The following is a 13638-nucleotide window of genomic DNA, read 5'->3' as shown; positions in this document are numbered from 1 at the left end:
CGGACTGTCTTGTCGACAGTGGTTCAGTTCCTGTGTCGCATCAGCGGCTTGCCACTTCCACGGTGCGGTAGCTTTCGAGCAGGCGGTCGAAACCGACCTGCGCGCGGCCAACGCTGCCGGGGCGCTTGATGAAGCGTGCATCGTGGTGCAGCGCCAGCACCAGTCCATACATTTCATACACCATTTGCTGCGGGTCGGTATCGGGGCGCAGATGGCCGCACTCGACCGCCTGCTCCACGCAGCGACGCAGCGCGTCCTGCCACGCCCTGACCATGCCGACCAGTTCCTCGCGTATCGCGCCGGGCCGGTCGTCGTACTCGGCCGCGCCGCTGATGTAGATGCAGCCGGAAGCGATTTCCATCGTCACCCGCTTGACCCAGCGCGAGAACATGCTTTGCAGGCGCGACAAGCCGCGCGGCTCCTGCATGCTGGGATAGAACACCTCCTGCTCGAAGTGGTGGTGATACAGCTTCAGTACTTCGATCTGCAGGTCTTCGCGCGATCCAAAATGGGCAAAGACGCCTGATTTGCTCATGTTCATCTTGTCGGCGAGCAGGCCGATGGTCAGGCCCTCCAGGCCGTCGCGGCTTGCCAGGCCAAGCGCTACGTCAAGGATCGCCGCGCGGGTCAGTTCGCCCTTGCGCATGAATTTCGGTGTCGTGTCAGTCATGATGGAACTCAGTGAGTCCTGTAAAAAACGATGGGAACAGAAACGAACTGAATGCGAACGTTCGTACTATTATGCAGCCACTCTTAAATGTCAAACTGCAACCTAGAGTGGCTGTTCTAGAGATTTGGTTCTATGCGGCAATGCAGCATGGAACCAGGAGGCAGGTCAGAAACGGCTGATCAGGCGGCGGTCGCGCTTGGTTGGGCGGCCCTTCATATCGGCGCCCGGCTCGCGGAAATAGCGGCGGTCTTCGGCAGCCTTGGCGCGCCGTTCGACGCTGCCTTCGGTTTCCTCGTACAGCGCCTGGGCGAAGTTGGCGGCACGCCGCACGTCCGACAGTTCCTTCACTACCACTTCCCATTCGGTCGAACCGTTATCGACTTCCACCCGGTCGCCGGGCTTGACGCCGCGCGCCGGCTTGACCCGGTCGCCGTTGAGCCTGACCTTGCCGTTGTCGACGGCGTCGGTTGCCATGCTGCGGGTCTTGAAGAAACGGGCGGCCCACAGCCACTTGTCTATTCGTACACTTTCATTCGTCATTTCTTTCGTCCATAAGCTAATCCACCCTGTATATCGCGGTTTTTACGCGATTTTCAATCATTTGTACGAATATCGCTCAGCGGTTTATGCGTACAATCGCTGTCTGATGCATCCCTGCAACTCTTTCACCGATTCAGGAGGCCCAGGCCTTGTCCGATACCGATCCGCAACAGCTTCGAAGCCTGCTGGCCGCCGTGGCCCGCAGGGACGCGGCCGCCTTCCGCGCGCTGTATGACGCCACATCGCCGAAACTGTTTGGCTTTGCGCTGCGTATATTGAACAGGAAGGAACTGGCGGAAGAAGTCTTGCAGGAGAGCTTCGTCAGCGTTTGGAACAATGCCGGCAGCTACCAGGCCGGATTAGCCGCACCAATGACCTGGATGACGACCATCGTGCGCAACCGGGCCTATGACCTCCTGCGCCGCGTGGATGCCACGGTGGAAATCGATGCCAATACTTTTGACAAGGATGTGATGGAAGCCCTTGAAAGCAGCGACCCCAGCCCCTTCGACGCCCTTCGCATGGATGGCGAGGCCAAGGCGCTGGCGCAATGCTTTTCCCGCCTGGAAGGCCTGCACCGGCAGGCCATTGCGCTGGCCTTCTACCATGACCTGTCGCACAGCGAGGTGGCTCAACAGATGAAGCTGCCGCTGGGCACGGTCAAGACCTGGGTGCGGCGCGGGCTGGAACGGCTGCGCACTTGCCTCACCCGGCTGGAGGGCGCATGAACATCGAACGCAATCCCGAGCTGGTAGACCGGCTGGCCGCCGAGTATGTGCTGGGCACGCTGCGCAACGGCGCCCGCCGCCGCTTCGACACCCTGCTGGCGCGCAATGCGGCCATGCGGCGCGTGGTGGAGCAATGGCAGGACAGGCTGTGCCCGCTGGCGCAGTTCGCGCCGTCAGAGGCGCCGCGTCTGCAGGTGTGGGACAACATCGCGCGCGCCACCGGCATCGCGCCGCAGCCTTCCAGCTGGATGTCGCGGCTGCGCGAGAGCCTCTCTTTCTGGCGCGGCCTTGGCCTGACGTCCAGCGCGCTGGCCATGGTGCTGGCGGCCGTGCTGCTGACGCAGCAGGTCGGCGTTCAGGCGCCGCCGTCCTTCGTTGCCATGCTGGCCGACGACAAGTCGCAACCGGTGGCGGTGGTCACCGGCGACGCCCGCCGGCATCAACTGACGGTGAAGCTGGTGACACCGCAGGCGGTGGCGGCCGACCGCAGCCTGGAGCTGTGGGCCGTGCCGAAGCAGGGCAATCCGCGCTCGCTGGGCCTGCTGGCCGCCGATGGCAGCATTACCCTGCCCTTGCCGGAGAACGCAACGCCCGACACGGTGGCGCTGCTGGCGGTCACGGTCGAACCAAAGGGCGGCTCGCCCAAGGCCGACGGACCGACCGGGCCCATCGTTTTCAAGGGCGCCTGGCTGCGCATCTGATGCCATGCCAGGTTGTCAGGTATAGCGCCCCATGGTGATGAGCCGCATCAGGCCGCGGTAAATCAGGAAGGCGGTGCCATACCAGGCCCGCCGGTGCCATGGCGTGTTGCGGAATTCCTCGGCATGGATAGGCACTGCGTCCCTGACGCCGTGGCGGATATGGTCGCGCAGCGCGTGCGCGAATTCCGCATCCTTGACCACGATGTTGGCTTCCTGGTTCACGAACAGCGAAAAGCCGTCGTAGTTGCTGGAGCCCACGGTGGCCCATTCATCGTCGACCACCGCCACCTTGCCGTGCAGCTGGGTCTTCTGGTACTCGAAGATCTTCACACCATGCTCCAGCAGCTTGGGATAGTAGGAGCGCGCCACCGCGTCCTGCATCCTGAACTGGCCCACGCCCAGCAGCAGCGTCACATCCACGCCGCGCTCGGCGGCGCGGCACAGCGCGTCGCGCATCTTGCGGCCCGGCGCGAAATACGGATTGGCCAGCCAGGCGCTTTCCCGCGCATGGCCGAGCGCATGCATGTAGGCGCGCTGGATGGTGCGGCGGTTGCGCAGGTTGTCGCGCACCACCAGCGCCGCGAAGGCCGGCGCATTGACGTTCTCCACATGGGTGGTGCGCAGCTTGCGGATGCGTTCGATGCGCTGCTTCAGGTCCAGCTTGCCCAGCCTGGCCCACTGGGTGGTGACTTCCTCGTGGATGGCGGCCACCAGCGGTCCGGTGATGCGCACGCCGAAATCCCAGCGCGGCGCCGGCAGCGGCATGGCTGAATCGTCGTCCGAGATCAGGTCGTCATTGATGTTGAGGCCGCCAAGAAAGGCGACCTTGCGGTCGACCACGCAGATCTTGCGGTGGGTGCGGGCCACGCCGCGCCGGAAGAAGGGATTGAAGCTGCGATGCTGCACGCCGCCTGCCAGCAGCCGTTCCCTGAGTTTCCTGGTATGGCTGTTGCCGGTTCCGGTCCAGTCGGTGATGACATGCACCCGCACATGGCGCTTCGCGGCCCGGATCAGCGCTTCCTCGACGCGGCGCGCAGTAGGGTCATCCGCGAAGATGTAGGTTTCCAGATAGATCTCGGAAACCGCGCCGTCGCATGCCGCTTCAAGTTCGGGAAAGAACTCGGCGCCGCAATGCAGCAGGGTCAGCTTGTTGTTGGCGGTGTAGGAGACCGGACGCATGGATTACCGCCTGAAATAAGTCACGTTCACCGCTAACGCCATCCCCTGCCTTATGCCAGCTCAAGCTCCGCCACGATCGGCGCATGGTCGGACAAGCGGCTCCACAGGATGCCATGCATCACCTTGGCCGACGCCACCCTGAAGCCGCGCACGTAGATGCGGTCGAGCTGCAGCAGCGGCATCGCCGCCGGGAAAGTGCGGGCCGGCTGGATCTTGGGGCCGCGGCCGGACAGAAGCCGCAGGTAGGTGCCGAAGCCGCGCCGCGACAGGTTCTCGTCGAACACTTCGGTCACGCCGAGGCCGGCGCGCAGGGTGTCGCTCAGCTTGTTGTTCCAGTCGTTGAAGTCGCCGGCGATGATCACCGGCGCGCCCGGCGGGGCCGATGACGACACGGCATCGATCAGCGCATCGGTCTGGCGCTTGCGGCTGCCTGCGAACAGGCCAAGATGCACCACGTAGCAATGCACATCGACATCGTTGCACTGGACCACGCAATGCAGGATGCCGCGCGATTCATAGGCATGGTCCGACACATCCTGGTTGCGCGAGGATGCGATAGGAAAGCTGCTGACCAGCGCATTGCCGTGATGGCCGTGGTCATAGACCGCATTGACGCCGTAGGCGCAGTGCTTGTCCTCGCCGGCGAAGAATTCGTGCTGGCTCTGGCTTGGCCAGTTGGCGGAGTGCTTCAGGGCCAGGAGGTCATGCCTGCCCTGCACTTCCTGCAGGAAAATCACGTCGGCTCCCAGGGCCGACAGGGCTTGCTTGAGCGCATGGACACGGGGCCGGCTTCCTATCGTCGACACGCCCTTGTGGATGTTGTAAGTGGCTATGCGCAGCTTCATGAGGTGATCCTGTTCGTGTTAATGCGGTGTGTTCTCCATCCTGGACATGGCGGTGCGTTGCGGCAGTTGCAATATCGCTTCCGCGTTGGACGGCGAAAAGCACTTGTCCGCCGCCTCCCGATAGGGCAGCCACAGATAGTCGCGGTGTTCGCGCGGCGCCAGCGTCACCGGGATGTCGCGCGGCACCTGCAGGCTGAAGACATGCTCGGTGTTGCGCGTCACGCCCGGCGCATAGCGGTGCTGCCATACGGGGTAGATGTCGTAGACATTCGAAAGTTGCCAATCCTGCAGATGATTCTGCGCAACGACGATGCCTGTTTCCTCCATCACCTCGCGCGCGGCGGTGAGCGTCAGCGGCTCGTCGACCGTATCCTTGCTGCCCGTCACCGACTGCCAGAAGCCGGGATTGGGCGTGCGCTCGATCAGGAGCACGTCGAGGTCGGCGGTGTGGATCACGACCAGGACCGATTCGGGGATCTTGTAAGGCTTGTGTTGCATGGCGGCGGCATTGGACGGAGGGAGCAGTATAGCCGGCCTGGCAAGTTTGGGGATGCGGCGCCGCTGGCGCGACGCCAGGCGCGTCCGCGACGGCGGACGCGCCCTGAACAGCCTGCGGGATCAGGCCAGGTCGAACACCAGCACCTCGGCATTGGCGCCATCGGCCAGCGTCAGCAGCGCTTCATCCGACACCTTCAGCGCATCGCCCGTTTGCAGGGCCACGCCATTGGCCGTGATGCTGCCGCGCGCCACATGCACATAGGCGCGCCGCCCCGCCGCCAGCGGCAGTTCGGCCGATTCGTCGCCGCTGAACAGGCCGACCAGCAGCCGCGCATCCTGGTGGATCGTCACCGAGCCGTCGGCGCCGTCCGGGCTGGCCACCAGGCGCAGGCGGCCGCGCTTGTCGGCGGCGTCGAAGCGCTTTTCCTCGTAGCCGGGCGCGATGCCACGCACGTTGGGCTCGATCCAGATCTGCAGGAAATGGGTCTGCGCCTGGCTGGCGTGGTTGAACTCGGAGTGGCGGATGCCGCTGCCGGCGCTCATGCGCTGCACATCGCCGGGCCGGATCACGCTGCCATTGCCGATGCTGTCCTTGTGGCCCAGTTCGCCTTCCAGCACGTAGGTGATGATTTCCATGTCGCGATGGCCATGGGTGCCAAAGCCGCTGCCGGGCGCGACGCGGTCTTCATTGATCACGCGCAGCGCGCCAAAACCCATGTGCTGCGGATCGTAGTAGTCGGCGAACGAAAAGCTGTGCCAGGAGTCCAGCCATCCATGGTTGGCATGACCGCGTTCATTGGCTTTGCGTACTTGGTTCATCTGGTCGCTCCTTGTATTGATGTTGATTGGATGTGAAGCACTATAGCCCTTTGAAAGCGAACGAATAAGGGCATAATGCTGTACCTTTCATTCAAATTTCCTGAACCTCTTTTCCCGATGAACCTGACCCTGGAATCGTTGCGCATCCTGGACGAGATCGACCGCCGCGGCAGCTTTGCCGCCGCCGCCGCCGCGCTCGACCGGGTGCCGTCGGCACTGACCTATACGGTGCGCAAGCTGGAGGACGACCTCGACGTGCTGCTGTTCGACCGGCGCGGCCACCGCGCCCAGCTGACCTCGGCCGGCGAGGAACTGCTGGCGCAGGGCCGGCATCTGCTGCAGGCTGCCGAGGCGCTGGAACAGCGGGTCAAGCGCACCGCGGCCGGCTGGGAAGCGGAATTGCGCATCGTGGTCGACAGCGTGATCCCGTTCCAGCGCCTGCTGCCGCTGCTGGACGATTTCGGCCGGGAGCAGCCGGGCACCCGGCTGCGGCTGACGTCGGAAGTGCTGTCGGGCGTCTGGGAAGCGCTGCTGACCGACCGCGCCGATCTCGCCATCGGCGCCGCCTACGACGGTCCGGAAACCATGCGCATGAGCAGCGACTTCCGCACCCGCCTCCTGGGCGGCATCGACTGGGTGTTCGCGGTGGCGCCGGCCCATCCGCTGGCCGGCGAACCCGACCCGCTGCCGGCCGAGCTGATCCGGCGGCACCGCGCAGTCGCCGCCGGCGACACCGGACGCATGCTGCCCGGCATCACCGCCGGCCTGCTGACCGGACAGGACACCCTGACCGTGCCGTCGCTGGAAGCCAAGCTGGCCGCGCAACTGGCCGGCCTGGGCTGCGGCCACCTGCCGCGCATGCTGGCCGCGCCCTACCTTGCCAGCGGCGCGCTGGTGGAAAAGCAGACGGTCGAGTCCAAGCCGGCCGGCGCCGCCCATCTGGCCTGGCGCAGCGGCGCGCGCGGCAAGGCCCTGAAATGGTTCCTGGCCCGGTTGTCCGAGCCCGAGGTCAGACATCGCCTGCTGGAAAACGCATCATGAATCCAACGACTTACCGCGGCCGCTTCGCGCCCTCGCCCACCGGCCCCTTGCATGCCGGCTCGCTGGTGGCGGCCATGGCCAGCTTCCTGGATGCCCGCGCCCACGACGGCGCCTGGCTGCTGCGCATCGAGGACATCGACGAGGCGCGCGCCCTGCCCGAGGCGGCGCAGGCCATCATGCAATGCCTGCAGGCGCACGGCATGCAGTGGGATGGCAAACCGCTGTGGCAAAGCCGGCGCAAGGCGCTGTACCAGGCGGCGTTCGAGCGCCTGGGCGATGCGGTCTATCCCTGCGGCTGCAGCCGGCGCGAGATTGCCGACTCGCGCCTGGGCGTGGCCTCTGATGGCGCCGCGGTCTATCCGGGCACCTGCCGCCATGGCCTGGCCCCCGGCCGCGCCGCGCGCGCCTGGCGGCTGCGGGTGCCGGACCAGGTCATCCGCTTCAACGATCGCTGGATCGGGCCGGTCAGCCAGCACCTGTCCACCGAAGTGGGCGACTTCGTGCTGAAACGCGCCGACGGCTACTGGGCTTATCAGCTGGCGGTGGTGGTGGACGATGCCGAATGCGGCATCACGCACGTGGTGCGCGGGGCCGACCTGCTCGACTCCACGGCCCGCCAGATCCACCTGCAGCGGCTCCTGGGCTATCAGACGCCGCGCTACATGCATGTGCCGGTGCTGCAGAATGAGCATGGCGAGAAGCTGTCCAAGCAGACCGGCGCGGCGGCGCTGGACAACAGCCATCCGCTGGAGGGGCTGATGCAGGCGGCGGGCTTTCTGGGACTGGGGCTGCCGCGCAGGGAAACCGTGGCGGAGTTCTTGGAGGCGGCGGTGGCGCTGTGGCGCGACCGCCATGGCCCGCTGGCGGGAAGTTAGCTCTGGTGCTGCAAACGGCCTGTCGCGGGCCTGCAGCCCGTACGGGCCGCAGGCTCAGCGCTTGGGCAGGCCGCCCAGCAGGGCTGCCCGCTTCTGCGGCTTGGCGGCGGCTTCCTGCGGCTCGTTGGCCGGCTGCGGCGCCGACGTGCTGGGCTCATAGGGCTTCAGGAACCAGGGATCGACCTTCTCGCGGCGCGGCGCATAGCCACCGCTGCGCGGCGCGGCCGAACGGGCTTCCCGGCTGCCCTGTTCACGGCCGCCCGGTTCGCGTGCGCCCTCGTCGCGGCGCGGCCTGCGCTCGGCACGCTCGGCCGAGCGTTCGCCATGATGCGCGCGGGGCGTGAAGCCTTCCAGCGCCGCGGGCGCCAGCTTGGCGCGAATCAGCTTCTCGATGTCCTGCAAGAGGCGCGCATCCTTGTCGGAATACAGCGAGATTGCGTCGCCCGAGGCGCCGGCGCGGCCGGTTCGGCCGATGCGGTGCACATAATCCTCGGCGTTATAGGGCAGGTCATAGTTGATCACGCAGGGCAGGTCGGAAATGTCCAGCCCGCGCGCCGCCACGTCGGTTGCCACCAGCACGTCGACGCCGCCGTTCTTGAAGGCTTCCAGCGCCGCCATGCGTTCGTTCTGGGTCTTGTCGCCGTGGATGGCGGACGCCTTCACGCCTTCCTGCTCCAGGTGCCGCGCCAGGCGCGAGGCGCCGATCTTGGTATTGGAAAACACCAGGATCTGCTTCAGGTCGCGGCCGCGGATCAGGTGCAGCACCGCATCGCGCTTGTCATCCTCGGACACCTTGTAGACGGTCTGGGTGACGCGGTCGGCGGTGGCGTTGCTGCGCGCCACCTCGATGGTGACCGGGTCGTTCAGGAAGCTCGATGCCAGCTTCTTGATTTCCGGCGAGAAGGTGGCCGAGAACATCAGGTTCTGGCGCGCCTTGGGCAGCAGGTTGATGATGCGCTGCAGGTCCGGCAGGAAACCCATGTCCAGCATGCGGTCGGCCTCGTCCATCACCAGGATCTGGGTCTGCGACAGGCTGATCGTCTTTTGCTGCACATGGTCGAGCAGGCGGCCCGGCGTGGCGATCACGATCTCGACGCCGGCGCGCAGGGCGGCCGTCTGCGGCGCCATGTCGACGCCGCCGAACACCACGGTCGAGCGCAGGGGCGTGAAGCGGCAGTAGGCCTTGACGTTTTCCGCCACCTGGTCGGCCAGCTCGCGCGTGGGCGTCAGCACCAGCGCCCGCACCGGATGGCGCGCCGGCGAGGCGCTGCTGCTGGCGTGGGCCAGCAGCAGCTGGATGATGGGCAAGGAAAAGCCGGCGGTCTTGCCGGTGCCGGTCTGGGCAGCGCCCATCACGTCGCGCCCTTGCAGCACGACCGGAATTGCCGCCGCCTGGATGGGCGTCGGATGCGCATAGCCTTGCTCGGCGAGCGCTTTCAGTATGTCTGGCGACAGGCCGAAATCTTCAAAGCGGATGGGTGCCGCGGGGGTTTGCGCGGCTGCAGACTGAATGTCGGACATGGTGTGGGTGGGTTCCGGAGCAAGCGAACTGCACCAAAAGATGGGAAAAGTAGGGAACATCGGATTATACAGCGATTTGATGAACGCTTAAGCCGGGCGTGCCACTGAGCCTGATGGGTCTGCCGCAGGCGTTGCATGCCATTGCCGACGCGCGCCACCCTCCTTTTTCATTTCATAAGAGGTACCTCATGCTTAAAGGCTGCAAGCGTCTATCTTTTCTTGCCAGCGCGACGCTGTTCGCCGCAGTCGCTTCCCTGGGGGCGTGCGGGGCCGGGGCATCAGCCGGGACCGAGCAGACCGTCAAGAGCCGGGTCGAACCGGCAATCAAGGGCCTGATGAAGCAGTACGGCATTCCCGGCGCCAGCGTGGCCGTCGCTTATCAAGGCAAGATGGTCTATCAGGGCGGCATTGGATTGAGCGATGTGGCTACTGGCGAAAAGGTAACCGCGCAGACGCGGTTTCGCTTCGCCAGCGTGTCCAAGGCGCTTACCGCAGTGACGGTGCTGCGGCTGTATGAAAAGTCACTGCCGGAGGCGCTGGACCAGAAGGTGTTCGGACCGCAGGGCCTGCTGCCGGACGCCGCCTTTCCCGAGTACGTCAAACCGAAGGATGCACGGGTGCTCGACATCACCCTGCGCGACCTGCTGCAGCACACGTCGGGCTGGAGCATCGACGGCTACGATCCGCAGTTCGACCTCGTCAACGTGGCGCGGGAAATGGGCGTTGCCGCGCCGGCGTCGCCGCGGACCATCATCGCTTACATGCTGCGGCATCACGAGCTCGGCGCCGCGCCCGGCAGCCAGGCCATGTACAGCAACTTCGGCTACAACATACTGGGCCGCATCATCGAGTACAAGACCGGCAAGCCTTATGTGCAGGCGGTAAAGGACACCGTACTGCGCCGCGCCGGGGCCGCTTCCATGTTCATCCCGGCGGCAAGCGGCGCCATCCGCATGCCAGGCGAAACCGTCTATTACGACTACCCGAACGCGGAACTCTCTACCAGCGTCAACGGCAGCGGCCTCAAGGGTCCGGCCTCGTATGTCGGCCTGGACTTCAACAGCATGGACGCCCATGGCGGCTGGGCCGGCACGCCGGCCGACCTGGTGCGATTCGCGCTGGCGCTGCAGGGAAAGGATGGCAAGCCGGCCCTCCTGTCGCCACAGACCATGAAGCTGGTTTCACAGCGCAGCCCCCGCTTCCCCGATTCCCAGTACGGCCTGGCATTCAACGTGCTCGACGAGAACGGCGTGCGCATCCTGGAACGTCCGGGCGCGCTGGTCGGCGGCACCTATGCCATCGTCCAGATGCGCGACGACGGCTGGACCTGGGCGCTGGCGCTGAACCGGATGCCGATCTCTGATCCCGTCAACCTGAGCATGGACAAGATCGCCATCGATCTCACCAACGCAAGGGACGCAGTCAGCAAGGCCGTCGATGTGATCGCCAGATCCAGCAAGCCCGCCGCGGCAATCGCCTTGCGATGAATCCGCTCAACGCCATCCCCTTTCTGAAACGCCTGCAGAACGGCGCAGCGCTGGCCGTGATGTGCTGCGTCGCCCTGCCGCCCGGCTGCGACGGCAATGCCGAACAGCGCGCGCTCAACGAGTCGCTCAACAGCCGGGTTGGCGCGGCCATGCGCGACATCATGAAGCGCAACGACATCCCCGGCGGCAGCATCGCCGTGTCGCATGACGGCATGCTGGTGTTTCGCAGCGGCTATGGCCGCGCCGACGCCAATTCGGGCGCCGCGGCAACAGTCGATACGCTGTTTCGCATCGGCGCGGTATCGACTGCGCTGACCGGCGCGGCAATCCTGAAGCAGTTCGAGGCCGAACTGCCGGAAGCGCTGGATTACCGGGTATTCGGCGGCGCCGCCCTGCTGCCCGATGCCGCCTTCCCCGACTGGCTGCCGCGCCGCGACCGCCGCGTTACCGACATCCGCCTGCGCGACCTGCTGCTCAACACATCCGGCTGGCAGACCGACGATGACGATCCCTATGCCGACCTGGCCGGCATCGCCCGCGCGATGGGCGCCACCGCCCCGGCCAATGCCCGCACCGTGGCCGGCTACATGCTGCGCCAGCGCCGGCTCGACGCCGATCCGGCGAGCAAGGCGCAGCCAGGCAGCTTTGGCTACAACCTGCTGGGCCGCATCGTCGAGTACCGCAGCGGCATGCCCTATGCGCAAGCCATGCAGCAACTGGTGCTGCAGCCCACCGGCGCGGTTGGCATGCGCATCGCCGGCGCCGATGCGGCCAGCCGCCTGCCCAATGAAGCGACCTACTACGACCGCCCGGGCACCAGGCCGGTGCTGGCGCAGGATGGCAGCCAGCGGCGCGGCGCACCGGCTTACACCGGCTATGTGTTTTCCACCGCCGATGCCCAGGCCGGCTGGGTCGCCACGCCCACCGACCTGGTGCGCTTTGCCACCGGCCTGGGCGGCAATGAAAGTGTGACGCCGCTGCTGCAGAAGAAAACCCTGGCGCTGATGGCCAGCCGCGACCAGCGCCTGCCCGACTCGCCCTACTCGCCCGGCTGGGATCTCCGCAGCGAAGGCGGCGTGACCATCCTGCAGCGCAGCGGCCCGCTGCCCACCGGTTCCTACGCCTTCCTGCAGACCCGCGACGACGGCTGGACCTGGGCCGTGGCCTTCAACCGCATGCCGGACCAGGCCGATATCGCCACCGCCATCGCCGAACTGGAAGCGGCCGTGGTCGGCGCATCGGCGCAGCAATAGCGGCGCGGCAACGACGGAATTGCTGCGCTGCCGGCGGTGTCCGGCGCGCCGGCTCATGCGAAACGTCACGAAACCGAAGGTCGCCGGCGTCCTGCGCCAGAGATAAGCCGCCTGCGCAGCCGGCTGGCTGGCCGGCAGCAGCATCAAGACCCGCTGGACACGGTTTCTTGATCCGCCTTCGTTTTTTCCGCGGGACTTTTCCTTACCATGGCTCATGCCCGGCCCACTGGCCGGGGCGCACTCACGGAGGCAACCCATGAAAGCACAGGACATCATGAGCAGGCGGGTCATCACGGTACGGCGCGACACCGAGCTCAAGGACGCCATCGCGGCCATGCTGGAACATGGCATCAGCGGCATGCCGGTGACGGACGAGAACGGCACGCTGGTCGGCATGCTGACCGAAGGCGACCTGCTGCGGCGCAGCGAGCTGGGCACGGAGCGTCATCGTCCTCGCTGGCTGGAATTCCTGATCGGCCCCGGCAAGCTGGCCGCCGAATACACCCATGCCCATGGCCGCACCGTGGCCGATGCCATGAGCGCAAGCCTGCATTGCGCCACGCCCGACATGCCGCTGCAGCAGGTGGTGGACATGATGGAAAGGCAGCGCATCAAGCGGGTGCCGGTGCTGGACCAGGGACGGCTGGCGGGCATCATCACCCGCGCCAATCTGCTGCGTGCCCTGGCACTGGTGGCGCCCACCCTGCCGGCGTCACTGCCAACCGACGAAGAGATACGCCAGCAGCTGGAAACGGAGCTGGCTGCCAGCGCCTGGGCGCCGCGCTCGATGCTCAATCTGGTGGTGCAGAAGGGCGAGGTGCATCTGTACGGCACCATCCTCGACGGACGGGAGCGCGAGGCGCTGTGCGTGGCGGCGCGCAACATACCGGGCGTGACTGCCGTCCATGATCACCTGGTCTGGTGCGAGCCGACCAGCGGGATGATGGTGGAGGAACCACCCGAGCCGGACCAGCCGGGACAGCGCGGCGCCTGAACGCGGCTCGGGCAGGATCAGCCTGGCAAGGGCAGGCTCAAGCGGCCAGCTTGCCGGCCAGCGCCCGCATCAGCGTTCCCAATAGCGGCAGCTTGGCATACAGCTCTTCGGCGGCGTCCCAGTAATCCCGATGCAGCACCACCAGGCCTGCCGCGTCGAAGCGCAGATGCGAGGCGCCATGGATGATCTGCGCCCGTTCCCGAAGGCCGAAGCGGGCATGGAAGTGAAACTGCCAGAGCAGCACCGCGCCGGCGTCGCCAACCTCGCCACCAATGCGTTCCGTGACGATGAAGCGCGGCTGTCCGACCTGGCGGAACATGTGCTGAAACACCTGCCGGATCGCCGGCACGCCGCGCACATCGTTGAACGGGTCCTTGAAGCGGGCATTGGGCGCATAGAAGTCGCCGATGCGGTCCACGCTCTGTGGCGTCATGCTTTCGAAATAGTCGGCCAGCCTGGCCAGCGCCTGCGCGGCATCCATGGTTCT

Annotated in this window: 15 protein-coding genes; 7 read left to right on the top strand and 8 right to left on the bottom strand. The window is 66.1% G+C overall.

All coding sequences use genetic code 11. The features are described 5' to 3' along the window. Nucleotides 1-40: 40 nt before the first annotated feature. Both KTQ42_RS00495 and KTQ42_RS00490 read right to left on the bottom strand, forming a co-directional pair. Nucleotides 41-646, bottom strand: a complete 606-nt coding sequence (locus tag KTQ42_RS00495; protein WP_217346755.1) for a TetR/AcrR family transcriptional regulator — start codon at nucleotides 644-646, stop codon at nucleotides 41-43. 189 nt (nucleotides 647-835) lie between these two features. Then, nucleotides 836-1210, bottom strand: a complete 375-nt coding sequence (locus KTQ42_RS00490; protein ID WP_217343712.1) for an RNA-binding S4 domain-containing protein — start codon at nucleotides 1208-1210, stop codon at nucleotides 836-838. Between the two features lie 149 nt (nucleotides 1211-1359). Between KTQ42_RS00490 and KTQ42_RS00485 the strand changes: the two genes are divergently transcribed. Both KTQ42_RS00485 and KTQ42_RS00480 read left to right on the top strand, forming a co-directional pair. Continuing rightward, nucleotides 1360-1938: a sigma-70 family RNA polymerase sigma factor gene (locus KTQ42_RS00485; RefSeq protein ID WP_249222594.1), complete on the top strand. Its 579-nt coding sequence runs from the start codon at nucleotides 1360-1362 to the stop codon at nucleotides 1936-1938. Further along, a complete protein-coding gene (locus tag KTQ42_RS00480; RefSeq protein WP_217343711.1) occupies nucleotides 1935-2639 on the top strand; it encodes an anti-sigma factor in 705 nt (234 codons plus the stop codon). The genes KTQ42_RS00485 and KTQ42_RS00480 overlap by 4 nt, the downstream gene beginning before the upstream one ends. 15 nt (nucleotides 2640-2654) lie before the next feature. Here KTQ42_RS00480 and KTQ42_RS00475 read toward each other — a convergent pair whose 3' ends face one another. The 4 genes from KTQ42_RS00475 to KTQ42_RS00460 all read right to left on the bottom strand — a co-directional run bounded on the left by KTQ42_RS00475 (nucleotide 2655) and on the right by KTQ42_RS00460 (nucleotide 5980). After that, complete coding sequence (locus KTQ42_RS00475) at nucleotides 2655-3818, bottom strand: phospholipase D-like domain-containing protein (RefSeq protein ID WP_217343710.1); 1164 nt, start codon at nucleotides 3816-3818, stop codon at nucleotides 2655-2657. 50 nt (nucleotides 3819-3868) lie between these two features. After that, the gene (locus KTQ42_RS00470; protein ID WP_217343709.1) at nucleotides 3869-4663 is read right to left on the bottom strand and encodes an endonuclease/exonuclease/phosphatase family protein; all 795 of its coding nucleotides are present in this window, start codon (nucleotides 4661-4663) and stop codon (nucleotides 3869-3871) included. A gap of 18 nt (nucleotides 4664-4681) precedes the next feature. Then, entirely contained in the window at nucleotides 4682-5161 is a 480-nt protein-coding gene (gene nudB, locus KTQ42_RS00465; RefSeq protein ID WP_217343708.1) for a dihydroneopterin triphosphate diphosphatase, read from the bottom strand. Nucleotides 5162-5281: 120 nt separating this feature from the next. Further along, a complete protein-coding gene (locus KTQ42_RS00460; protein ID WP_217343707.1) occupies nucleotides 5282-5980 on the bottom strand; it encodes a pirin family protein in 699 nt (232 codons plus the stop codon). A 117-nt stretch (nucleotides 5981-6097) separates the two neighbouring features. Here KTQ42_RS00460 and KTQ42_RS00455 point away from each other — a divergent pair, with 117 nt between their 5' ends. Together KTQ42_RS00455 and gluQRS are read left to right on the top strand one after the other, a co-directional pair. Then, nucleotides 6098-7021, top strand: coding sequence for a LysR family transcriptional regulator (locus KTQ42_RS00455; protein ID WP_217343706.1), 924 nt, complete (start codon nucleotides 6098-6100; stop codon nucleotides 7019-7021). After that, nucleotides 7018-7896, top strand: a complete 879-nt coding sequence (gene gluQRS / locus KTQ42_RS00450) for a tRNA glutamyl-Q(34) synthetase GluQRS (protein ID WP_217343704.1) — start codon at nucleotides 7018-7020, stop codon at nucleotides 7894-7896. The genes KTQ42_RS00455 and gluQRS overlap by 4 nt, the downstream gene beginning before the upstream one ends. A 54-nt stretch (nucleotides 7897-7950) precedes the next feature. Here the strand turns inward: gluQRS and KTQ42_RS00445 are convergent, their stop codons facing one another. Further along, nucleotides 7951-9417, bottom strand: coding sequence for a DEAD/DEAH box helicase (locus KTQ42_RS00445; RefSeq protein WP_217343703.1), 1467 nt, complete (start codon nucleotides 9415-9417; stop codon nucleotides 7951-7953). Between the two features lie 188 nt (nucleotides 9418-9605). Between KTQ42_RS00445 and KTQ42_RS00440 the strand changes: the two genes are divergently transcribed. The 3 genes from KTQ42_RS00440 (at nucleotide 9606) to KTQ42_RS00430 (ending at nucleotide 13151) form a co-directional block, all read left to right on the top strand. Next, complete coding sequence (locus KTQ42_RS00440) at nucleotides 9606-10904, top strand: serine hydrolase domain-containing protein (RefSeq protein ID WP_217343702.1); 1299 nt, start codon at nucleotides 9606-9608, stop codon at nucleotides 10902-10904. Then, a complete protein-coding gene (locus KTQ42_RS00435) occupies nucleotides 10901-12157 on the top strand; it encodes a serine hydrolase domain-containing protein (RefSeq protein WP_217343701.1) in 1257 nt (418 codons plus the stop codon). The genes KTQ42_RS00440 and KTQ42_RS00435 overlap by 4 nt, the downstream gene beginning before the upstream one ends. Nucleotides 12158-12413: 256 nt before the next feature. Continuing rightward, nucleotides 12414-13151: a CBS domain-containing protein gene (locus tag KTQ42_RS00430; protein WP_217343700.1), complete on the top strand. Its 738-nt coding sequence runs from the start codon at nucleotides 12414-12416 to the stop codon at nucleotides 13149-13151. 37 nt (nucleotides 13152-13188) lie between these two features. Here KTQ42_RS00430 and KTQ42_RS00425 read toward each other — a convergent pair whose 3' ends face one another. Continuing rightward, on the bottom strand, nucleotides 13189-13632 hold the full coding sequence (locus KTQ42_RS00425; protein ID WP_217343699.1) for a nuclear transport factor 2 family protein: 444 nt from the start codon (nucleotides 13630-13632) through the stop codon (nucleotides 13189-13191). Between the last annotated feature and the right edge of the window lie 6 nt (nucleotides 13633-13638).

It is taken from the genome of Noviherbaspirillum sp. L7-7A (genome assembly GCF_019052805.1).
Taxonomy (GTDB): domain Bacteria; phylum Pseudomonadota; class Gammaproteobacteria; order Burkholderiales; family Burkholderiaceae_D; genus Noviherbaspirillum_A.
The sequence above is the reverse complement of the archived record's forward strand: the minus strand, read 5'-3'. Positions and strand labels throughout refer to the sequence as shown.